Source organism: Paraburkholderia sp. RL17-373-BIF-A (genome assembly GCF_046030175.1).
Lineage (GTDB): Bacteria > Pseudomonadota > Gammaproteobacteria > Burkholderiales > Burkholderiaceae > Paraburkholderia.
This window is the reverse complement of record NZ_JARESO010000013.1, coordinates 70,937-90,769: the sequence shown is the minus strand read 5'-3', so window position 1 is coordinate 90,769 and position 19,833 is coordinate 70,937. Positions and strand designations below refer to the sequence as shown.

At 63.3% G+C, this 19,833-nt stretch carries 21 protein-coding genes and 1 riboswitch; of the genes, 13 read left to right on the top strand and 8 right to left on the bottom strand.

The features are described from left to right. Positions 1-112: 112 nt before the first annotated feature. Positions 113-271, bottom strand: coding sequence for a hypothetical protein (locus P0D80_RS18150; RefSeq protein WP_408285822.1), 159 nt, complete (start codon positions 269-271; stop codon positions 113-115). A gap of 14 nt (positions 272-285) precedes the next feature. Here P0D80_RS18150 and P0D80_RS18145 point away from each other — a divergent pair, with 14 nt between their 5' ends. The 6 genes from P0D80_RS18145 to P0D80_RS18120 all read left to right on the top strand — a co-directional run bounded on the left by P0D80_RS18145 (position 286) and on the right by P0D80_RS18120 (position 6,679). Further along, complete coding sequence (locus P0D80_RS18145; RefSeq protein ID WP_408285820.1) at positions 286-1,344, top strand: ABC transporter ATP-binding protein; 1,059 nt, start codon at positions 286-288, stop codon at positions 1,342-1,344. Between the two features lie 77 nt (positions 1,345-1,421). After that, the gene (locus P0D80_RS18140) at positions 1,422-2,717 is read left to right on the top strand and encodes an ABC transporter substrate-binding protein (RefSeq protein ID WP_408285818.1); all 1,296 of its coding nucleotides are present in this window, start codon (positions 1,422-1,424) and stop codon (positions 2,715-2,717) included. Between the two features lie 95 nt (positions 2,718-2,812). Next, positions 2,813-3,727 carry an ABC transporter permease gene (locus P0D80_RS18135; protein ID WP_408285816.1) on the top strand — a complete coding sequence of 305 codons (915 nt, stop codon included), beginning with the start codon at positions 2,813-2,815 and terminating at the stop codon, positions 3,725-3,727. A gap of 2 nt (positions 3,728-3,729) precedes the next feature. Next, on the top strand, positions 3,730-4,635 hold the full coding sequence (locus P0D80_RS18130) for an ABC transporter permease (RefSeq protein WP_408285814.1): 906 nt from the start codon (positions 3,730-3,732) through the stop codon (positions 4,633-4,635). A gap of 142 nt (positions 4,636-4,777) precedes the next feature. After that, entirely contained in the window at positions 4,778-6,055 is a 1,278-nt protein-coding gene (locus P0D80_RS18125) for an acyl-CoA dehydrogenase family protein (protein WP_408285813.1), read from the top strand. A 105-nt stretch (positions 6,056-6,160) separates the two neighbouring features. Further along, on the top strand, positions 6,161-6,679 hold the full coding sequence (locus P0D80_RS18120) for an SLATT domain-containing protein (protein ID WP_132377235.1): 519 nt from the start codon (positions 6,161-6,163) through the stop codon (positions 6,677-6,679). A 9-nt stretch (positions 6,680-6,688) separates the two neighbouring features. On the opposite strand, the gene P0D80_RS18115 is transcribed toward P0D80_RS18120, so the two are convergent. Together P0D80_RS18115 and P0D80_RS18110 are read right to left on the bottom strand one after the other, a co-directional pair. Then, on the bottom strand, positions 6,689-7,417 hold the full coding sequence (locus P0D80_RS18115; protein WP_408285811.1) for a class I SAM-dependent methyltransferase: 729 nt from the start codon (positions 7,415-7,417) through the stop codon (positions 6,689-6,691). 11 nt (positions 7,418-7,428) lie between these two features. Then, entirely contained in the window at positions 7,429-8,133 is a 705-nt protein-coding gene (locus tag P0D80_RS18110) for a YceH family protein (RefSeq protein WP_132377236.1), read from the bottom strand. A gap of 369 nt (positions 8,134-8,502) precedes the next feature. Here P0D80_RS18110 and P0D80_RS18105 point away from each other — a divergent pair, with 369 nt between their 5' ends. Next, positions 8,503-9,075 carry a helix-turn-helix domain-containing protein gene (locus tag P0D80_RS18105; protein WP_408180147.1) on the top strand — a complete coding sequence of 191 codons (573 nt, stop codon included), beginning with the start codon at positions 8,503-8,505 and terminating at the stop codon, positions 9,073-9,075. An 8-nt stretch (positions 9,076-9,083) separates the two neighbouring features. Further along, the gene (locus P0D80_RS18100; RefSeq protein ID WP_408285809.1) at positions 9,084-9,611 is read left to right on the top strand and encodes a GNAT family N-acetyltransferase; all 528 of its coding nucleotides are present in this window, start codon (positions 9,084-9,086) and stop codon (positions 9,609-9,611) included. Positions 9,612-9,637: 26 nt separating this feature from the next. Here the strand turns inward: P0D80_RS18100 and P0D80_RS18095 are convergent, their stop codons facing one another. Next, positions 9,638-10,033: a PaaI family thioesterase gene (locus P0D80_RS18095; RefSeq protein WP_408255127.1), complete on the bottom strand. Its 396-nt coding sequence runs from the start codon at positions 10,031-10,033 to the stop codon at positions 9,638-9,640. A 283-nt stretch (positions 10,034-10,316) separates the two neighbouring features. On the opposite strand from P0D80_RS18095, the gene P0D80_RS18090 reads away from it, so the two are divergent. Then, entirely contained in the window at positions 10,317-11,546 is a 1,230-nt protein-coding gene (locus P0D80_RS18090) for an MFS transporter (RefSeq protein ID WP_408285807.1), read from the top strand. Positions 11,547-11,576: 30 nt separating this feature from the next. Here P0D80_RS18090 and P0D80_RS18085 read toward each other — a convergent pair whose 3' ends face one another. Next, positions 11,577-12,209, bottom strand: a complete 633-nt coding sequence (locus P0D80_RS18085; protein ID WP_408285806.1) for a LysE family translocator — start codon at positions 12,207-12,209, stop codon at positions 11,577-11,579. A gap of 209 nt (positions 12,210-12,418) precedes the next feature. Continuing rightward, a riboswitch (glycine riboswitch) is annotated at positions 12,419-12,512 on the top strand. 184 nt (positions 12,513-12,696) lie between these two features. Between P0D80_RS18085 and P0D80_RS18080 the strand changes: the two genes are divergently transcribed. Both P0D80_RS18080 and P0D80_RS18075 read left to right on the top strand, forming a co-directional pair. Continuing rightward, complete coding sequence (locus P0D80_RS18080) at positions 12,697-13,908, top strand: D-amino acid dehydrogenase (protein WP_408285804.1); 1,212 nt, start codon at positions 12,697-12,699, stop codon at positions 13,906-13,908. Positions 13,909-14,029: 121 nt separating this feature from the next. Then, on the top strand, positions 14,030-14,290 hold the full coding sequence (locus tag P0D80_RS18075) for a BON domain-containing protein (RefSeq protein ID WP_408285802.1): 261 nt from the start codon (positions 14,030-14,032) through the stop codon (positions 14,288-14,290). Between the two features lie 3 nt (positions 14,291-14,293). Here P0D80_RS18075 and P0D80_RS18070 read toward each other — a convergent pair whose 3' ends face one another. After that, positions 14,294-15,454 (bottom strand): acetate/propionate family kinase, encoded by a 1,161-nt coding sequence (locus tag P0D80_RS18070; RefSeq protein ID WP_408285926.1) that lies wholly within the window; start codon positions 15,452-15,454, stop codon positions 14,294-14,296. A gap of 13 nt (positions 15,455-15,467) precedes the next feature. Continuing rightward, complete coding sequence (locus tag P0D80_RS18065; protein ID WP_408285799.1) at positions 15,468-17,861, bottom strand: phosphoketolase family protein; 2,394 nt, start codon at positions 17,859-17,861, stop codon at positions 15,468-15,470. A 397-nt stretch (positions 17,862-18,258) separates the two neighbouring features. Here P0D80_RS18065 and P0D80_RS18060 point away from each other — a divergent pair, with 397 nt between their 5' ends. Together P0D80_RS18060 and P0D80_RS18055 are read left to right on the top strand one after the other, a co-directional pair. Continuing rightward, a complete protein-coding gene (locus tag P0D80_RS18060) occupies positions 18,259-18,384 on the top strand; it encodes a hypothetical protein (RefSeq protein ID WP_408180155.1) in 126 nt (41 codons plus the stop codon). 124 nt (positions 18,385-18,508) lie between these two features. Continuing rightward, a complete protein-coding gene (locus tag P0D80_RS18055) occupies positions 18,509-19,045 on the top strand; it encodes an ankyrin repeat domain-containing protein (protein ID WP_408285798.1) in 537 nt (178 codons plus the stop codon). Positions 19,046-19,127: 82 nt separating this feature from the next. Here P0D80_RS18055 and P0D80_RS18050 read toward each other — a convergent pair whose 3' ends face one another. After that, positions 19,128-19,820, bottom strand: coding sequence for an HAD family hydrolase (locus P0D80_RS18050; RefSeq protein WP_408285796.1), 693 nt, complete (start codon positions 19,818-19,820; stop codon positions 19,128-19,130). Positions 19,821-19,833 lie beyond the last annotated feature (13 nt).

The following is a 19,833-nucleotide window of genomic DNA, read 5'->3' as shown; positions in this document are numbered from 1 at the left end:
TCATGCCCCGCGACGGACCCGGCACGCACCGTGATCGCGCAAAAAGAATCGTTGAAATCGCTAACGATCGACGCTGCGGATCGTTTGCAATATGTGAGCCAACTCGTAGACGTTAAGCACACCGGCGCGTCGGCAATCGATCAACCTCGCGATGCGAACGATGGCACATGTCTTGCATTTGCTTGGCGTCGATCAGGCGCGGCATTGGTTTTCGTGCGCCTTGCTCTTCGTCGCTTCTTCGCCGCTTTTTCGTCGCTTTTTCGTCGTTCACGAGGACACCTCTTCATGATTCAGTCTGCTTCAACGGTGCTCGAAACCAAAGCCGCCGACATCGAACTCGTGCACGTGTCGAAGCAATATGGCGACTCGCTCGCCGTCGACGCGATCGATCTGCGCATCGCCGGCGGCCAGTACTGCTGCCTGCTCGGGCCGTCGGGATGCGGCAAGACCTCGACCTTGCGCATGATCGCCGGGCATGAATCGGTCACCGAAGGTGACATTCTGATTGCCGGCCGCAACGTCACGCGCGCCGAGCCCGCTGCTCGCGGCACGGCCATGGTGTTCCAGAACTACGCGCTGTTTCCGCATCTGAGCGCGCTCGACAACGTCGCGTTCAGCCTGAAGATGCGCGGCATCGCCAAGGACGTACGGCGCAAGCGCGCCGCTGAGTTGCTCGAACTGGTCGCCATGTCGGCGTATGGCGAACGCAAACCGGCGCAGCTATCCGGCGGCCAGCAACAACGTGTCGCGCTCGCCCGCGCGTTGCTGAACCGGCCGGGCTGCCTGTTGCTCGACGAACCGCTCTCCGCGCTCGACCCGTTCCTGCGCGTGCAGATGCGCGCCGAACTCAAGCGCTGGCAGAAGGAACTCGGCATTACCTTCGTACACGTTACGCATTCGCAGGAAGAAGCGATGGCGCTGGCCGATCTCGTCGTGGTGATGAGCCATGGCCGTATCGAGCAAAGCGGCACGCCGCACGAAGTGTTCAATCGTCCGCGCACCGAATTCGTCGCGCGCTTTCTCGGCGGCCACAACGTCTTCAATACCAATGGCCGGTCGTTTACCGTGCGCGCCGATCATCTGCGCATCGTGCCGCATGGCATTACGCCGGTGCAGACCGCGAGCGGCGACAACGGCTTGACGCGCATCGGCGGCGTGCCTTGCACAGTGCGTGAAGCCGAATATCAGGGCACGCATCTACGCGTAACGCTCGATCCGCTCGACGGCTCGCCCGAACTGGTCTCGCTCGTGAGCGACGGCGATTACGACCCGGCGCGGCTCGGTCCCGACGCGCGCGTGGTGGTCTGGTGGGAGGAGCGGGACGCGCATCCGCTCGCAGCCTGAGTATTGAATCTCGCGCATCAGCCAGGCGATAAGCGACATCAACGAACGTCAAACGAACGTCAACTGAGGAGAAAGCAATGAGTGAAACGAACGAAAGCCCGGCAGCGGCCGCAACGGATGGGAAGGAAAAAGGCCTGTCGCGCCGCACGTTCATCAAGGGCGCGGTGGCGGCGGCCGGCATTGCCGGTTTTCCGTACGTGCACGCGCAGGAAAAAATCACGTTGCGCTACCTCGGCACGGCGGTCAACCAGAGCGCCGACATCGCGAAGAAATTCAAGGAAGACACCGGCATCGAGATTCAATACGTGCCGGTAACCACCGACGACGTCGCCAAACGCATCATCACCCAGCCGAACTCGTTCGACATCGTCGACACCGAATACTTCGCGCTCAAGAAGCTGATTCCGGCGGGCACGCTGGCCGGCATGGACGCAAAGCGCATCAAGCTCGCCGACAAGATCACGCCAGTGCTCACGCGCGGCGAAGTCAACGGCAAAAAGATCGGCGATCAAGGCACGGCGCCGAGGAAGGTCATGTTTCTCACCGGCCCGCGTTCCACGGAATTCTCCGCCACGCCGACCGAGTGGATGACGCTGATTCCCACGACATACAACGCGGATACGCTCGGCATCCGGCCCGACCTGATCAAACGGCCCGTCGACAGTTGGGCGGAACTGCTCAATCCGCAGTTCAAGGGCAAGGCCGCACTGTTGAACATCCCCGCGATCGGCATCATGGACTCGGCCATGGCGATCGAGGCGATGGGGCACATGAAATACGGCGACAAAGGCAACATGACCAAGGCCGAGATCGACCAGACCATCAAGATCCTGATCGAAGCGAAGCGCGCCGGCCAGTTCCGCGCATTCTGGAAAGACTTCAACGAGAGCGTGAACCTGATGGCCTCGGGTGAAGTGGTGATCCAGTCGATGTGGTCGCCTGCCGTGACGAAAGTCCGCACCATGGGTGTCGCCTGTAAATTCCAGCCGCTCAAGGAAGGCTATCGCTCGTGGGCGTCGGGCTTCGGTTTCCCGCGCTCGTTGCAAGGCAAGAAGCTCGACGCCGCCTATGAGTTCGTCAACTGGTTCCAGGACGGCTGGGCGGGTGCGTACCTGATGCGTCAGGGCTACTACTCGGGCGTGCTGGAGACCGCGAAGACGCACATGCAGCCCTACGAGTGGGACTACTGGATCGAGGGCAAACCGGCCGCGCAGGACATCAAGGCGCCGGACGGCCAGTTGCTCGAAAAGACCGGCACCGTGCGTGACGGCGGTTCGTACAACCAGCGCATGGGCGCGATTGCCTGCTGGAACGCGGTGATGGACGAGAACATCTACATGGTCCAGAAGTGGAACGAGTTCATCGCGGCTTGATCGGCGCCGTGGTTCGATATGACAGCCGGCACGCGACACGCCGGCTGTCACCAGCTGTCCGAATCAACGCATAGTCATTCCTTAGAAACACGCCCATGGCAACGATCGACCTTCCCTCGCACGCGCAGGACGAGCCCGTCAAACACCGCCGAGCGCCGGCGTGGTTACAGGCGACGCCGCTCTCGCTGACCTTCCTGCTGTTTTTCATCGTGCCGCTGGTCATCACGCTGATCGTCAGTTTCTGGGACTTCAACGAATACCAGATCATTCCCGCATTTACGTTGAAGAACTACGCGGCGATCTTCAACGGCTGTTCGTCGCTGACGGACGTCTGCGTCACCTTCAAGACGTACTGGTCGACACTCAAGTTCTGCGCGATCGTGTGGGCGGTGACCTTGCTGCTGGGGTTTTCGATCGCCTACTTCCTCGCCTTCCATGTGCGCACCACGAGCATGCAGACCGTGCTGTTCCTCGTCTGCACGATTCCGTTCTGGACTTCGAACGTGATCCGCATGATTTCGTGGATGCCGCTGCTCGGGCGCAACGGTCTCGTGAATCAGGCCCTGCTCGGCACGCACGTGATCGATCAGCCGCTGGAATGGCTGCTGTATTCGAACTTTTCGGTGGTGCTCGCTTTCGTTCACCTCTACACGTTCTTCATGATCGTGCCGATCTTCAACGCGATGATGCGTATCGACCGCTCGCTCCTCGAAGCCGCGCGCGATGCCGGTGCGAGCGGCTGGCAAGTGGTGCGCGACGTGGTCCTGCCGCTGTCGAAAACCGGCATCGTGATCGGTTCGATCTTCGTCATCACGATCGTGATGGGCGATTTCCTGACCGTCGGCGTGATGGGCGGCCAGCAGATCGCGTCGGTGGGCAAGATCATTCAGGTGCAAACCGGCTACCTGCAATTTCCCGCAGCAGCCGCCAACGCGATCATGCTGCTCGCCGTGGTGCTGATGATCGTGTGGGGTTTGACGCGGGTCGTCGACATTCGCAAGGAGCTATGAAGATGCAGGCCATTCGCGTCAAACATCGGGAGCGCCGTCCGGCGAGTTTCTACTGGCTCGCGCTGCTGTTCGGCCTGTTCGTGCTGTTTCTGTACGGACCGGTGATCACCATTTTCATTCTGTCGTTTCAGGGCCCCGAGGGCGGCCTCACGTTTCCGATGCGAGGTGTGTCGCTGCACTGGTTCGCGATGCTGCGCGACGGTGTGGGCGATGTCGACATCTGGGGCGCGTTCGGGCGCTCCGTGCGGCTCGCGTTGGCGGTCACGGTGCTGACGGTGCTGTTTTCCGTCGCGGCGGGCCTCGCGTTTCGCCGAAAATTTCGCGGCGATACAGCGGTGTTTTATGTCTCCGTGGCCAGTCTGATCATGCCGTCCATTATCGTTTCGCTCGGCATCGGCCTGACGTTCCGTCTGCTGGATAACGGCGTGAAGTACTTCGCCTCCGCGTGGGGCTATCAGTCTTTCGCTGACAGTTACACCACTTCGATGGGCCTCTTCACGTCCGCACTCGGCGCACATCTGACATGGACGCTGCCGTTCGGTTTGCTGGTCATGTTCGCGGTGTTCAACCGCTTCAATCCGGCTTACGAAGAAGCATCGCGCGATCTGGGCGCAACGCCGTGGCAGAGTTTCCGGCACGTGGTGCTGCCTATCATCGGTCCGTCGGTAGTGGGCGTCGCCATGTTCGGCTTCACGCTCTCATGGGACGAGATTGCCCGCACTTCCCAGGCGATCGGCGATCAGAACACTTTGCCGCTGGAGTTGCAGGGCCTCACCACGTCGGTGACCACGCCGGTGATCTACGCGCTGGGCACCATGACGACGGTGTTGTCGTTGACCGTGATGGGCGTGTGTCTGCTTGCCGTGCGATTGCTGGCGCGCAGGCGCGCAGTGGCAGGATTGAAATAAGCCGCGCGCCTTGCCGTGGCAAGCGCCTGGACCATTTCACTCCTGCTGCTAAGAATCGGCCAAATACTTGGTTGCTAGCACCCTGCCGCGTCCCTTACCGTTCTCTGATTGCGCCTCACGCGCACCCCGTTTCGGAGAACCCATGTCCGCAGTTCAATCAACGAATCCCGATCACAGCATCGCCGACGCCGCGCAACTTTTCGGCGACGACCCGCTGACCCGTCGCTTCGCGCCGGTTTTCGCGCGTATCGCCGAGGGCGCGGTCGAACGCGAGCAGCATCGCGAACTCGCTTATGCGCCCGTCGAGTGGCTGCGCGAAGCGGGCTACACCAAACTGCGCGTGCCGAGGCAATACGGCGGTGAAGGCATCTCGCTCGCGCAGTTCTTCGCGCTGGTGACGCGCCTGGGCGAGGCGGATTCGAATCTGCCGCAAATCCTGCGCGTGCATGGTGGCTTTATCGAGTCGCTGCTGGAACAAGACGACGAATCGCTGCGCGACCGCTGGCTCACGCGGATAGCGCAAGGTCAGATCGTCGGTGGCGCGGTGTCCGAGCGCTCCAGCGTCACCAACAACAGCGTGCGTCTCACGCAAACCAACGGCGCATGGCATCTGGACGGCGAGAAGTACTACACCACAGGCACGCTCTACGCGGACTGGGTGGACGTCACCGCGCACGACGGCCAGAGCGACGTGCGCGTGCTCGTCAAAGCCGACGCGCCGGGCCTCGAACGCATCGACGATTGGGATGGTTTCGGGCAACGGCTCACGGGCAGCGGCACGGCGCGCTTCACGCATGTGCCGGTTTCGCACGACAACCTCTACCGTCGCTATAACGCCTCCGAGCCGCGTCGCAACAGCCTGCTCACGGCTTACTACCAGGCGCTGCATGTCGCGAATCTCGCGGGGATCAGCCGCGCGGCGTTGCGCGATGCGGTCGCGTTCACACAAGCCAGGACCCGCACGTTCGGTGTGCCGGGCGAATCGAGTCCGCGTGACAATCCGCTCGTGCATCGCGTGGTCGGTCGCCTCGCGAGCCTGGCTTACTCGACGCAGAGCATCAGCGCGTCGCTTGCGCGCGCCATCGACGATGTCTCGGTCGCCCGGCATGAAGGCCGCACCAGCGAACAGACGTACATCAACCTGGACATCCAGACCTTCCAGGCGCAACAGATCGCCATCGAGCAGACGCTGCAAGCCGCGACGCTGCTGTTCGAAGTGGGCGGGGCGTCGGCGACCAGCGAGACGCGCCGCTTCGATCGCTACTGGCGCAATGCTCGCGTGCTGGCGTCGCACAATCCCGCGATCATTCGCGAGGCCGCGATCGGTGATTTTTACCTGAACGGCAAGGCGCATAGCGAGCGCTTCGGTGTGGCGCGGCAAGCGGCATCGGCGACGGAACTGGCAGCGGCACCGGCATAAAGACCACTATCGCGCGACCGGAACGCGGGTCGCCGGCTTCATGTGGCACAGTATCGTCAGACGCATGCGCTAAGCTTGCGCAACCGAACAGCCCTGACGAGCAACATGAAGAATCTGCCTGCCTACGAGCCGCCGGTCGACGAGAACCAGCTTCTGCTGAAATGGATCCGGCGCGCGCGCGAATCCCAGATGAGCCATTACGACATGGCCGACCTGCTGTCGGCGCGCGACCGCCAGGTCGGCTGGCTGGTGACCGCCCTCACCGCTTTCGTCGGCACGGCGGTGTTCGCATCGCTGAATTTGTCCGCAGTTTCGCCGGGACTCAGGATTTTCATCGGCTTCGTGAGCGTGACGGCCGCGGTCTCGGCCGCGCTGCAAACGTTCCTGCGCTACGCGGAGCGCGCCGAAAAGCATCGTGCGGCCGGCGCGCGCTATGGCGCGGTGCGCCGCAGGCTCGAAGCGATTTTCGCGGGCGATGCCGATGCGCGCGACGGCCACTACCTCACCGCGATCCGCGACGAGCTCGACCGGCTCGCCGAAGATTCGCCTAACGTGCCTCCGCGCGTTTTCTATCGCACGCAGCGAACGCTGTCAGCGGATCGGCAGCGCAATCGCGACAACTAATGCGTGAATTCAACGCGTGGCGGACACCAGCATTATCATCGGGCGTTCGCGTTCTTCCGCGAGTTCGGGGCGCGCGGCGAGGTCCGCCTCCGTTGGTCCCCACTCGTCGACATGGGCAATCGTGAAGCCCGCGCCGATCAGATGATTGAGCAGCGTGCCGATGGTGCGGTGCTGCTTGACGACGCCCTCGGCCAGCCAGTTGCTGACGCGCGGGCCTTCCAGTTGATAACTGTCGATCGGCCACTGTTTGCGGCCATTCGCGTCGATTGACCAGCCGGGCTGCTGTGGCGCCATGAAGATCGGATGCTCAATCGAGAACACCAGCCGCCCGCCCGGCACCAGCGCGCGATGCACGTGGTCGAGCAAGCCGCGCAGATTTTCGATGTAGTGAAACGCGAGCGAGCTATACGCGAGATCGAAGGCTGCCGGCGACAAGTCGAGCTGTTCGAGATCGGCGCGCGCATACGTGAGAGCCGCATCGCTCGAACCCGCGCGGGCGCGTTCGAGCATCTTCTCCGATACGTCGACGCCGAGCACCGAGGCTGCGCCCGCCTCACGCGCCCAGCGGCAGAACCAGCCATAGCCGCAGCCGAGATCGACCACCCGCAAGCCGTGCATGGGCGGCAGCAGCGCGCGCAAAGCCGGCCATTCGGGCGCGCCGGCGAGCCCCTGTTGCGAGCGGCCCAATTGGCTGTAGTTCTCGAAAAAGGCCGGATCGTCGTAAATGTTTTGCGTCATGGTTGACGGCTTTATTCGCCTGCGGTGAGGTCGCTGGCGTCGATCCCCAACTCCGCTGCCATGCGGCGGACTACGGCCTGCAGCCGGCTGACTTCATCCGCGAGACGCTTCTGTTCGGCCTTGACCGCTTCGAATGCGGACAGCGGCACCGAATCGTCTTCCTCACCCGGCTGCGCCAACTCGCTTGCGCTCACTTCACCGCACAGCAGATGCGTCCAGCGGTTCTCGCGCTCGCCCGGCACGCGGGCAAGTTTCACGACCCGTGGCGGGTCGTTGGCCGCGAGTTCGTCGAGAAATGCCTCGACCGACGAGATATCCGCGAAACCATGCAAACGCGCGCTGTTCAGGCGCAATTCGGCCGCGGTTTGCGGACCGCGCAGCAGCAAGGTGGTGAGCAACGCCGCCGACTGGCTCGGCAGCCCCAACACGCGATTCATGTTGTGCTCGAAACGCGGCACGCGGCTGCTGCTGCCTTCCATCACGAGGCTGAGCCGTTTCAATCCGTCGACGGCGGTCAGCACCTCGGCTTCCGTGGCGTTCATCACCGGCGTGCGGCCGGTTTTCTGGTTGCAGCCTAAAGTCAGCGCGTTGAGCGAGAGCGGATAGCTGTCCGGCACCGTGTGTTGCTTTTCGACGAGCACGCCGAGCACGCGTCCTTCAAGCAAGGTCAACGCGCGGATCGAAGGACGGGAAAAAGCGTCGGGAGTGGAGTTCATAGATGATGTCGCGGCATGAGCCGCCGGGTCTCGTGGATGATGTGCGTTACCGCTGCACAGCCGGGCGGCGCTTTCTGGTTTGTGGGCACTATGATAAACGGCCCAAGCCGCGCAGGTGTATGAATCTCCGCAACGAAAAGGCGCGCGCGAGGCTCGTGTGGCATGAGTCGAGCGGCGTTATCTGTGGATGCTCTCGAGCGTGTCGCCACACCCGCTGCAAGCGGGAAAGGCGCGTTGATCGAGCGCGTTCGCTCGTCCCTCTACGACACGTCGGCGCTGCGCATGAACCGGCACGCGTAAGCGGAGCCGCCGGGCCCGTGCATTTTTTCGTTGTTGACGATTTTCCATATTAGAGATAATTTCCCCAATATGGAAAACACACTCTCCGACGACAACGCCATCGACCGCCGCATCGCCCAGCGGCTACGTGCGCTGCGCGCCGAACGCAACTGGTCGCTCGACGACCTCGCCAAACTCAGCGGCGTCAGCCGCGCGACGCTGTCACGCCTCGAAAACGCCGCCGTGAGCCCGACGGCGAGCGTGCTCGGCAAGCTCTGCGTCGCGTACGGCCTGCCGATGTCGCGCCTCATGCACATGGTCGAAGAAGACTTTGCGCCGCTCGTGCCGCGCGACGCCCAGCCGCTCTGGACCGACGCCAGCATCGGCTTCCGGCGGCGCTCCGTGTCGCCGCCCGCGCAGGCGCTGAGCGGCGAAGCGCTGGAATGCGAACTCGACGCCGGCGTGCGCATCACCTACGACGCGTCGCCGCGGCCTGGTCTCGAACATCATCTGATCCTGCTCGAAGGGCAGTTGCAGATCACCGTCGACGGCCAGAGCCACGATCTGCAACCGGGCGACTGCCTGCGCTATCAACTGTTCGGGCCCAGCGCTTTCGTGACGCCCGCGCATAGCGCGGCCCGCTACATTCTCTTCATCGTGTGAGCCAAAGCATGAGCAAGACCACCATCACCCCATTCACCGCCGACGACCTCGTGCGCCATCTTCCCGAACTCGGCGCACTGCTGCGCGCCTGTGTGCATGACGGCGCCAGCGTCGGCTTCGTCATGCCGTGTGGCGTCGACGAGAGTGAAGCGTACTGGAACGGCAAAGTGCTGTCTTCGCTGCGTGCCGGCGGGCTGGTGCTGTTGGTCGCGCGTCAAGGGGAGACGATCGCGGGCACCGTGCAACTCGACTACGACACGATGCCGAATCAAAGGCATCGCGCCGAGGTGCGCAAGCTGCTGGTCCATCCCGCGTTCCGCCGTCAGGGCATCGCGAGGGCGCTGATGACGGAACTCGAACGCCATGCGCATGGGTTGCAGCGCAGCCTGCTCACGCTCGACACTCGCACCGGCGACCACGCCGAGCCGCTTTATACCGGCCTGGGTTATCGGACGGCCGGCGTGATCCCGGGCTATGCGCGCGGCACGCATAGCCACGAGTACGATGCAACCACCATCATGTACAAGGCGCTATGACGAGCGTGCAGACTGGTCGCTACGGCTCAAGTCGTCCGTGAATACTTGAACGTGCCCTGCGCGCTGGCAATCAGCAGCTTGCCGTCCACCCAAGCCTCGCCGCGCGAGAAGAAAATCGAACGGCCCGCGCGCTCCAGAAAACCCTTCGCGGTGACCGATTCGCCAAGTCCCTTGTCGAGATAATTGGTGGTCAGCGACAGCGTGAAAGCATGCCGTGCCGGTTCGCCGCTTGCAGCAAAGAGTCCGGCGTAGCCCGCCGCCGCATCGAGCAGCGTCGCGATCGCGCCGCCTTGCAGCACGCCCTGCCGATTGAGCTTGCTCGCATCGATCGGCATCAGCAGTTCGGCGTAGCCATCGCGCCATTGCGTGAGACGAACGCCGAGCGATTCGAGAAACGGATTGTCGATGGGAAAGTCGGACATGGGCGTGCCTTTGTGTTCGAGATAAGAAATGCGGGGGCGCGCGTGGTGCGCGGCCAATGATGAACAGTCAGCATACCAGGATTCACGACCGGCAATTGTCTGAGGCGGCACCAGACTGCGCCGGCTAACTGTTTTCGGCTTGCGCTCGCTGCATCGCTCGATGACCCATTGATCGGCCACGCCCCTGCCCGCTTCACCGGCCCGATTGCCCGCTCTCAGGCACAATCGGTTTTTCGCCGCGCCCGCGGCCCGACGTCATTCGCCCGCATTCCATCCTGCCTCGATGAGTTCAGCCACTTCCACCGACGGCGCGCCGCACTGGCAGCGCAATCTCTATGTCTGCCTGTTCGGCTCGTTCACGACCATCGTCGCGATGACGTTGCTGCTGCCCTTCCTGCCGCTCTATGTGCAACAGCTCGGCGTCCATTCGGCCGCGGCCGCCGTGCAGTGGTCCGGCGTCGCGTTCGGTGCGACGTTCCTCGCCGCCGCGCTGGTGTCGCCGCTGTGGGGACGCATGGCCGACCGCTACGGACGCAAGCTGATCCTGATTCGCGCGAGCCTCGGCATGGCCATCGTGATGTCCTTGCTCGGGCTCGCGCAAAATGTCTGGCAACTGGTGGGGCTGCGGTTTCTGGCGGGTCTCGTCGGCGGCTATGCATCGGGTGCGACCGTGATGATCGCCACGCAGACGCCGCGCTCACGCACCGGATGGGCGCTCGGCACGCTGGCTTCGGGCGTGATGGCGGGCAGTCTCGTCGGCCCGCTGGTGGGCGGCGCGCTGCCGCCGCTGATCGGTATCCGCAACACGTTTTTCATTGCCGGCGCGATGATCTTCTGCGCGTTCATCGCGACCACGCTGCTCGTCAAGGAGCAACCGGTCGAGCGCAAGGGCGGCAAGGCGCACGCAGCGGACGCGGCGACCGGCTGGGCCAGCGTGCCCGACCTGCGGCCGGTGCTGGCAATGCTGTTCACCTCCGGCTTGCTGATGTTCGCCAACATGTCGATCGAGCCGATCATCACCGTGTACGTCGCCCAACTGGTGCACGACGCAAGGCACGTCACGCTGGTGTCCGGCTTCGTGATGTCGGCGTCGGCGTTGGGCAGCGTGCTGGCGGCTTCGCGTGTGGGGCGTCTGGCCGACCGCATCGGCGCGCCCAGGGTGATCGTGGTGTGTCTCGCCGTGTGCGCGGCCTTGCTGGTGCCGCAGGCGTTCGTCACGAGCGGCTGGCAACTGGTGGCGCTGCGCTTTCTGATGGGCTTGGCGCTGGCCGGCCTGCTGCCGTCGATCACGAGCGTGATCCGCCACAACGTGCCCGACCGCTCGGCCGGCTACATTCTCGGTTATGCGACTTCGGCGAATTACGCGGGCCAGGTGGCGGGTCCGCTCGCGGGCGGCTTTGCCGGCGCGCATTTCGGCATGCAGGCGGTGTTCCTCATCACCAGCGCGTTGATGCTCTGCGGGGCGCTGTTCAACGGCTGGGTGTTCAGAGGCTCGGGTGCCCGGTCTGGCTGACCAGGCAACGGATAGCGCGTCTGAAGCGAATCAACGACGCGAATCGAACGCGATGCGTACCGCGAGTCCGGCGAGCACGGTGCCCATCAGCCAGCGCTGCATCAGCAGCCACATCGGACGGCCGGCGAGAAACACGGCGATCGAACCCGCCATGCTCGCGATCAGCGCATTCACCGTCACGCTGATGACGATCTGCACGCAGCCAAGCGCAATGGACTGCGCAAGCACGCTGCCGTGCCCCGGCGAAATGAATTGCGGCAGCAGCGACAGATACATCACCGCGATCTTCGGATTCGCGAGGTTGGTGACGAGGCCCATGGTGAACAGCTTGCGGCGGCTGTCGTGCGGCAGATCGCGGACCTGGAACGGCGAACGGCCGCCCGGCTTGACCGCCTGCCACGCCAGATACAGCAGATAGAGCGCGCCGCCGAAGCGCAACGCGTCGTACGCGTACGGCACCGTCAACAGCAGCGCCGTGATGCCGAACGCGGCGCAGAACATGTAGAACACGTAGCCGAGCGCGACACCGCCGAGCGAAACGAGGCCCGCGCGCCGCCCCTGGCAGAGCGATCGCGAGATCAGATAGATCATGTTCGGCCCCGGCGTGAGCACCATGCCGAGCGACACCAGACCGAAGGCGAGCAGCGTTGGGAAAGCGGGCACGTCATTCTCCTCTGCAAATGAAGGTTGGGCGGTGCCGCCAAATATAGCCGATGCCGGCCATTTCGGCGCGACGTACGGGCTCGAAAATTCGTAGCGACGCATGCCCCGCCTTCATCTCCACTCAAGCAGTTTCAGACCGCCGCTTGCGCAGTGCATCGCAGGAAAGACTTGCGGTGAAATTTTTTGAACGGTATTGTCGAGCCGTTCTGCAATGCAGCGCGGGAGAGATCGTCAGACGTTCGTGACGACGCCGACGGAGCAACCGCCCCGGAAACTCTCAGGCAAAAGGACCGCGCAGCAGGAACATCTGGAGAGCGGCGCACTGGACTACCCTGTGCGCCCACCGAAGGGGATTCCCCGCACACGGCTCGCATCGGGCCCGGCTGCCGCGGGGAAGAAACTCTCAGGTACATGGACAGATGGGGCATCGACGCCGGTTTCGACACGAAATCGACACCGGTGATGCTCAACTACTCTGGACCATGTCATGTCACGAATCGCCATTATCGGCGCCGGCATTACCGGCGTCACGACCGCTCACGCCCTCGCTCAGCGCGGCCACCACGTTACCGTCTTCGAGCGCCATCGCTATGCGGCGATGGAGACTTCGTTCGCCAACGGCGGCCAGTTGTCCGCCAGCAATGCCGAAGTCTGGAACAGCGCGGCCACCGTCATGAAGGGCCTGCGCTGGATGCTCACGCGCGACGCCCCCTTGCTGCTCAACCCCACGCCCACCTGGCACAAGTACTCGTGGATGGGCGAATTCCTGCGCGAGATTCCACACTACCGGACGAACACGGTTGAAACCGTGCGGCTCGCGATTGCCGCGCGCGAACATCTGTTTTCGATCGCCGAGACCGAAGGCATCGACTTCGATCTGGAGCGGCGCGGCATTCTGCACATCTACAAGACCCGCAAGGAATTCGACGCCGCGAGCAAGGTGAACGAACTGCTGCGCGAAGGCGGGCTCGACCGCAATCCGGTGACGGCGAGCGAGCTGCATGGCATCGAGCCCACGCTGCACGGCGATTTTTACGGCGGCTTTTTCACACCATCCGATTCGACCGGCGATATTCACAAGTTCACGCGCGGCCTCGCTCAGGCGTGCGTGCGGCACGGCGTCGAGTTTCATTACGATGCGCAGATCACGTCGATCGAGCAGCCGCCGGAGGGCCGCTTTACGCTGACGGTCGATCTCGAAGGCGAGTCGCAGCGGTTCGCGTTCGAGCGGATCGTCGTGTGCGCGGGCGTGAAGAGCCGCGATTTCGCCTCGATGCTGGGCGACCACGTGAACATCTACCCCGTCAAAGGCTATTCGATCACCGTCTGTCTCGATGACGAACTCAGCCAGCAGCGCGCGCCGTGGGTGAGCCTGCTCGACGACAGCGCGAAGATCGTCACGAGCCGGCTCGGCGTGGATCGTTTTCGCGTGGCCGGCACGGCGGAGATCAACGGCTTCAACCGCGATATCCGTTCGGACCGGATTGCGCCGCTGGTGGACTGGACGCGGCGCTATTTCCCCGAGGTGTCGACCTCGCGCGTGATTCCGTGGGCGGGCTTGCGGCCGATGCTGCCGAGCATGTTGCCCAAGGTGGGCCGCGGCAAACGGCGCGGCGTGTTCTACAACACCGGGCATGGACATCTGGGCTGGACGTTGTCGGCCGCGACGGCGCAGGTGTTGGCGGGCGCGATTCAGTAGCGCTTGCTGACAGGGTTTTGCAGGCGGCGGTAGCGCGATGTCACCACTGCCGCCGCCGAATGCAAAATTCGCCACTTCTGCTAGTGTTCTCCCCATACGCATCAGTGCCGCGGAGAACTCCATGCCCTACACCCGTGCAGCGAACCACAAGGCAGACAGCGCACGCCTGAGCGACGCGCAGATCGCCGCGGAGGCGACCCGGCGTCTCGCCTGGGACGCCGCGGTCCCCGAACACGCCGTGAAAGTCCACGTCTCGCGCGGCCGCATCACGCTGCGCGGCGAACTGCAACGCGATCAGCAACGCACCGCGGCGCTCGAAGACGTGACACGCCTGTTCGGCGTAACGGGCGTGTCGGATCACACCGTCGTCAAGGCAAGGTGAAGGTCAGCCGGTCTGCGTTTGCCGCAGCAGCATGCGGCAATGCCGCGCGATCTGCTTTTCCTCTTCGGTGTGAATCGCCCTCACCTTGCCCGCCGGATCGCTTTCCGTTAGCCCCATGAAAGCCAGCCCGTCGCACACGCGCCTGCGAATCTCTCCGCTGTGCTCGCCGATGCCGCCGGTAAACACCAGCAAATCGATTCCGCCCAGCAACGCCGCATAGCCGCCGATCGTCTTGCGCACGGCGGTCGCGAACGCATCGAGCGCGAGTGACGCATTGGCATCGCCCGCTGCTGCGCGTTTTTCCAGAGCTTGCATATCGCTTTCGCCATCCGCGTAACCGGCGAGGCCGCTCTGGCGATTCAGCAGCGTCTCCAATGCGCCGGCGTCGAGCTTCTCCACGCGCATCAGATACAGCAGCACGCCTGGGTCGAGATCGCCGCTGCGTGTGCCCATCGGCACGCCGCCGGTCGGCGTCAAACCCATCGACGTATCGATCGATTGGCCGTCGCGCAACGCGCACACGCTCGAACCGTTGCCGAGATGCGCGAACACGGCGCGCGCCGGCAAGTCGGCGCCGAGCCGCGTCACCAGCGATTCGTACGAGAGACCGTGAAAGCCATAGCGCATCACACCGGCTTCCGCATAGCGGCGCGGCAACGCAAGGTGTGCCGCGCGCGGCGGCAGTGTCGCGTGAAACGCCGTGTCGAAACAGGCGAAATGCGGCGCGTCGTCGAAAATCTTCTCGGCCTCGTCGATCAACGCAAGCGCAGGCGGAATATGCAGCGGCGCGAAGTGCACGGCATCATGCAATTGACGGCGCACGTCGGCGGTAATGCGCTGATGCGCGCGCAGATGGGGTCCGCCATGCACCACCCGATGCCCCACGGCCGAAGGCCGCGCATGGTGCTGCTCCGTGAGCACCTGCGCGAGCTTTTGCAACGCATCGATCTGCGATTCGAGCACGCGCTCCTGCTGCACCAGCACGCGGCCGTCGGGCGCCTTGATCCGCAAACTGCCGTCGTCGCGCCCGATGCCTTCCGCACTGCCTTCCAGCAACAGGGATTCGTCATCGCCCGCGTGCCTGAACAGCCCGAACTTCAGCGACGACGAACCGCTGTTCAACACCAGAATCGTTCGATCGTCAGCGCTGTTTGCAGTGTGCATGGTCATGCCTCGCTCAGCCTTTCCACGTCCAGTTGCGGATTTCTTCCTTATCGATGCCTTCGGAATGTGCATAAGCCAGATGTTCGATGATCTGGCCACGCAACCATTCCTTCGCATGATCGCCGACACCGCGCAGCTTCGGCACGCGGTCGATCACGTCGATCGCCAGCGAAAAGCGGTCGACCTGGTTGATGATCGCCAGTTCGAGCGGCGTGTTGATGTTGCCCTTCTCGTGATAGCCGTGCACATGCAGGTTGTCGTGATTCGTGCGGTTATAGGTCAGCTTGTGAACCAGCGACGCATACGAATGGAAGTTGAAAATCACCGGCTTGGTCGCGGTGAACAGCGAATCGAAATCGCGGTTGGACAAACCGTGCGGATGCGCATGCTCGGGCATCAGGCGGAACAGATCGACCACGTTGACAAAGCGGATCTTCAGGTCGGCGAACTGCTCCTTCAGAATCTGCACGGCGGCGAGCGCCTCCATGGTCGCGATGTCGCCCGCGCAGGCCATCACCACATCCGGCTCGACGCCCTGATCCGTCGACGCCCAGTCCCAGATGCCGATGCCCTTGGTGCAATGCGTGACCGCCGAGTCCATGTCGAGATACTGCAGGTGCGGCTGCTTGTCGGCGACGATCACGTTGACGTAGTCGCGCGAACGCAGGCAATGATCGGCGACGCTCAACAGGCAGTTCGCGTCCGGCGGCAGATAAATACGCACCACGTCCGGGCTTTTATTTGTGACGACATCGAGAAAGCCGGGGTCCTGGTGCGTGAAGCCGTTGTGATCCTGACGCCACACGAGCGACGTGATCAGCAGATTGATCGATGGCACCGGCTGCCGCCAGCCGAGATCGCGCTTGGCTTTCTCCAGCCACTTGGCGTGCTGGTTGAACATGGAGTCGATCACGTGGACGAAGGCTTCATACGTGGCGAACAAACCGTGGCGGCCGGTCAGCACATAGCCTTCGAACCAGCCTTCGAGCGTGTGTTCGCTGAGCATTTCCATCACGCGGCCGTCTACCGCAAGGTCGCCGCCGTCTGCGTCGCTCGGCTCGGTTTGCGCGAGCCAGGTTTTTTCCGACGCTTCATAGATCGCGGTCAGTTTGTTGCTCGCGGTCTCGTCGGGGCCGAACACGCGGAAGTTCGTCATGTTGTTGCGCATCACGTCGCGCAGGAACTTGCCGAGCACCTCGGTCGGCGACGTGTACGAGCCGCCCGGCTTTTTGACCGCCACCGCATAATCGCGAAACGGCGGCATGTCGAGTGTCTTGCAGAGCAAGCCGCCGTTCGCATGCGGATTGGCGCTGATGCGGCGCGCGCCCACGGGCGCGAGTTCGCGCAGTTCTTTCACGAGGCGCCCTGCTTCGTCGAACAGCGTCTCAGGCTCGTAACTGCGCAGCCAGCTTTCCACCAGCTTCAGGCTCTTGCCGTTGGTCACCGGATCGAGCACGGGCACCTGATGCGCGCGCCACGAACCTTCCACCTTGTGTCCGTCGACTTCCTTCGGGCCAGTCCAGCCTTTGGGCGAACGCAGCACGATCATCGGCCAGCGCGGCCGCGACGCGTCGTTGCTTTCACGCGCACGCTGCTGGATCGCGCGGATTTCGCCGATGCACTGTTCGAGCGTCGCGGCCATCTGCTGATGCATGACGGCGGGATCGTCGCCTTCGACGAAATACGGTTTGTGGCCGTAGCCGGTCAGCAAAGCTTCGAGTTCCTCGCGGGGAATGCGCGCGAGAATGGTCGGATTGGCGATCTTGTAGCCGTTCAGATGCAGCACCGGCAACACCGCGCCGTCGCGGATCGGATTGAGGAATTTGTTCGAGTGCCAGGAGGTGGCGAGCGGGCCGGTTTCCGCTTCGCCATCGCCGATCATCACGGCGACGATCAGATCGGGATTGTCGAACGCGGCGCCGTAGCCGTGCGAGAGGCTATAGCCGAGTTCGCCGCCTTCGTGAATCGAGCCGGGCGTCTCGGGTGTGCAATGCGAACCGATGCCGCCGGGAAACGAAAACTGCCGGAAAAAGCGCTGCATGCCGGCTTCGTCTTCGCTGCGGTCGGGGTAGATTTCCGAGTAGTGCCCTTCCAGATAGCAATGAGCCAGCGTGGCCGGCGCGCCATGACCGGGACCGGCCACGTAGATCATGTCCAGATCGAGCTTTTTGATGAGCCGGTTCAGATGCACGAGCAGGAAACTCTGCCCCGGGTCCGAACCCCAGTGGCCCAGCAGGCGGTTCTTGATGTGTTCGGGCTTCAGTGGTTCGCGCAGCAGCGGATTGTCGCGCAGATAGATCATGCCGGCCGACAGGTAGTTGCAGGCTCGCCAGTAGCGGTCCATGTTGCGCAACGTGTCGGGGTCTAATGTTTGCGGCGGCGTGGGATGAGAGGTTGCTTCAGCCATGGTGTCACTCCTTGGAAAGGACTGTCAGGCAGGTTGGCGGATGCGGCAACGATGATTCGTGAGGCGGCCGGCGCGAAAGAAATCAGCGGTACCGGCCATGCTGTCATGCGGATGACACAACGAAAGCGTAAGGGCAAAGGCCCGTGGCAGCGGGCCTTTGCGCCCTTGTCTGGTGATCGTCAGTGTGACAGGAAGCGGGCCGCATGGTTCGACGCAATCGTCCAAAGCTTGATCCATCTGCGACCGCGCGACCGTGATGACATTCCGCCTCATGACGCATGCGTTAGACTTTAAGCGCATATTAAGCGAATGCCTTTAAGCTGCTCATGCTTCATGCGCGACGGCGGACCGCATCTGGCGCGTACCGCCTTGCTCGCCCCTTACCAAACATTCCATCATGCCGACACCCAGTCGCCTCAAAGCGCCGTTGATCCTTGTTCTGACATTGGTGTTCCTGTTCGCGGGTGTCGCCATTCTGATCGGCGTGTTCGGCTTGCTGGTCAAGCTGTTCGGCCACGCCTGAGTGCCGCTGCGCGGGCGTCGCCGGCGCAAAATGTGTATCCTGAGCAATCTTCCCGGCGCCTTCACGTGTGGTCTCCCGCCTTTCCGAGACCTGGGGCGCCCAGCCTGATTGCAAGGAGATTCCATTGACGGACCACGCTGATACCTCCCCGCCCTCCGGCCAGCCGATCGACCCGAAGTTGCTCGAACTGGCGCACCAGGTTTTCGACCTCGCGCGGAGCGGCGATGCCGCCATGCTCGCGGCGGTGATCGAAAAAGGCGTGCCGCCGAATCTGCGCAACGACAAAGGTGACAGCCTCGTCATGCTCGCCAGCTACCACGGTCACGCGGACGCCGTGCGCACGCTGCTCGAACACGGCGCCGATCCCGATCTGCGTAACGACAACGGACAGACGCCAATTGCAGGCGCGGCGTTCAAGGGCTTCGACACCGTGATCGAAACCTTGCTCGCGCATGGTGCGGATGTCGAAGGGGCGTCGCCGGACGGACGCACCGCGTTGATGATTGCGGCGATGTTCAATCGCACGGCGATCATGGAATTGCTGATTGCGCATGGCGCGGACCCGAAGGCCCGCGATGCGAACGGCGTGACGGCACTGGATGCGGCGGGCCGCATGGGCGCCGGCGATGCGCAAGCGCGCCTGAAGGAACTCGGTTCATAAAGCGAAACGGTATTGGCAGGCGGCGCTGTTGCTCTCCATGTGAATGACACATTCATGGAGACGCGCCAGCGCCGCGAACCCTCTAGCGTTTCTCAGCCAACAACAACTCCACGTCGATCTCCGCCAACTCGCCGATCCGCTCCACCGTCACATCCGCCGGCGGATTGCTGGAGATCTCTTTCGGATCGAATGCATAGTGCCCCTGGCGGGGAAACACCGTCGTCAGTTTCGCGCCCCACGCCTTTTTCATGGCCGTCAGAATGCGCAGCTTGTCGTCGACCATGACATAGTGGCGCGCGGGATAGCACTCCATCACCTGATCGAGCATCAACTCTTTGTGGATGTAGATCAGCACGCGCCCTTCGACCTCGTCCCATAGCCCAGAGCGGGAGATCTTGCGCGGCTGGAACACCACGTCGCCGTCGGAGAGAATCACCGTGGGACCGCGCTCGCCCACATGCCGGAGCGCATCCAGCGCGCCCGGATACAGGCGGTTCGCAAACGGATAGTCGATCAGGAACGACGACATCAACAACAGCCGCGTGTCCCGCGGATGCTCCGAGCGATAGCGCTGCAGCGCGCCCAGGTAATCGGCATAGCCGAGCTCGGTGCGCAGGTTCTCGAAGATTTCCCAGTACCGCGCGCTGTTCTCCGCGCCGAACTCGCGCATCATGTGCGCGCGCAGATCCGAGAGCACGTGGTCGTTGTCCAGCAAGGTGTTGTCGCAGTCGAACAGAAACACGACGTCGTGCGGCGTGGAGGTGGTGGCTTGCATCGCGGCTCCCTGG

Excerpts from the sequence above, each read along its gene's own strand:
- P0D80_RS18115 (WP_408285811.1), bottom strand. The coding sequence starts at position 7,417 with ATGACGCAAAACATTTACGACGATCCGGCCTTTTTCGAGAACTACAGC.
- P0D80_RS18080 (WP_408285804.1), top strand. The coding sequence starts at position 12,697 with ATGTCACGAATCGCCATTATCGGCGCCGGCATTACCGGCGTCACGACC.
- P0D80_RS18070 (WP_408285926.1), bottom strand. The coding sequence starts at position 15,454 with ATGCACACTGCAAACAGCGCTGACGATCGAACGATTCTGGTGTTGAAC.
- P0D80_RS18145 (WP_408285820.1), top strand. The coding sequence starts at position 286 with ATGATTCAGTCTGCTTCAACGGTGCTCGAAACCAAAGCCGCCGACATC.
- P0D80_RS18065 (WP_408285799.1), bottom strand. The coding sequence starts at position 17,861 with ATGGCTGAAGCAACCTCTCATCCCACGCCGCCGCAAACATTAGACCCC.
- P0D80_RS18105 (WP_408180147.1), top strand. The coding sequence starts at position 8,503 with ATGGAAAACACACTCTCCGACGACAACGCCATCGACCGCCGCATCGCC.
- P0D80_RS18110 (WP_132377236.1), bottom strand. The coding sequence starts at position 8,133 with ATGAACTCCACTCCCGACGCTTTTTCCCGTCCTTCGATCCGCGCGTTG.
- P0D80_RS18140 (WP_408285818.1), top strand. The coding sequence starts at position 1,422 with ATGAGTGAAACGAACGAAAGCCCGGCAGCGGCCGCAACGGATGGGAAG.
- P0D80_RS18100 (WP_408285809.1), top strand. The coding sequence starts at position 9,084 with ATGAGCAAGACCACCATCACCCCATTCACCGCCGACGACCTCGTGCGC.
- P0D80_RS18125 (WP_408285813.1), top strand. The coding sequence starts at position 4,778 with ATGTCCGCAGTTCAATCAACGAATCCCGATCACAGCATCGCCGACGCC.
- P0D80_RS18095 (WP_408255127.1), bottom strand. The coding sequence starts at position 10,033 with ATGTCCGACTTTCCCATCGACAATCCGTTTCTCGAATCGCTCGGCGTT.
- P0D80_RS18120 (WP_132377235.1), top strand. The coding sequence starts at position 6,161 with ATGAAGAATCTGCCTGCCTACGAGCCGCCGGTCGACGAGAACCAGCTT.
- P0D80_RS18075 (WP_408285802.1), top strand. The coding sequence starts at position 14,030 with ATGCCCTACACCCGTGCAGCGAACCACAAGGCAGACAGCGCACGCCTG.
- P0D80_RS18060 (WP_408180155.1), top strand. The coding sequence starts at position 18,259 with ATGCCGACACCCAGTCGCCTCAAAGCGCCGTTGATCCTTGTTCTGACA.
- P0D80_RS18130 (WP_408285814.1), top strand. The coding sequence starts at position 3,730 with ATGCAGGCCATTCGCGTCAAACATCGGGAGCGCCGTCCGGCGAGTTTC.
- P0D80_RS18135 (WP_408285816.1), top strand. The coding sequence starts at position 2,813 with ATGGCAACGATCGACCTTCCCTCGCACGCGCAGGACGAGCCCGTCAAA.
- P0D80_RS18090 (WP_408285807.1), top strand. The coding sequence starts at position 10,317 with ATGAGTTCAGCCACTTCCACCGACGGCGCGCCGCACTGGCAGCGCAAT.
- P0D80_RS18050 (WP_408285796.1), bottom strand. The coding sequence starts at position 19,820 with ATGCAAGCCACCACCTCCACGCCGCACGACGTCGTGTTTCTGTTCGAC.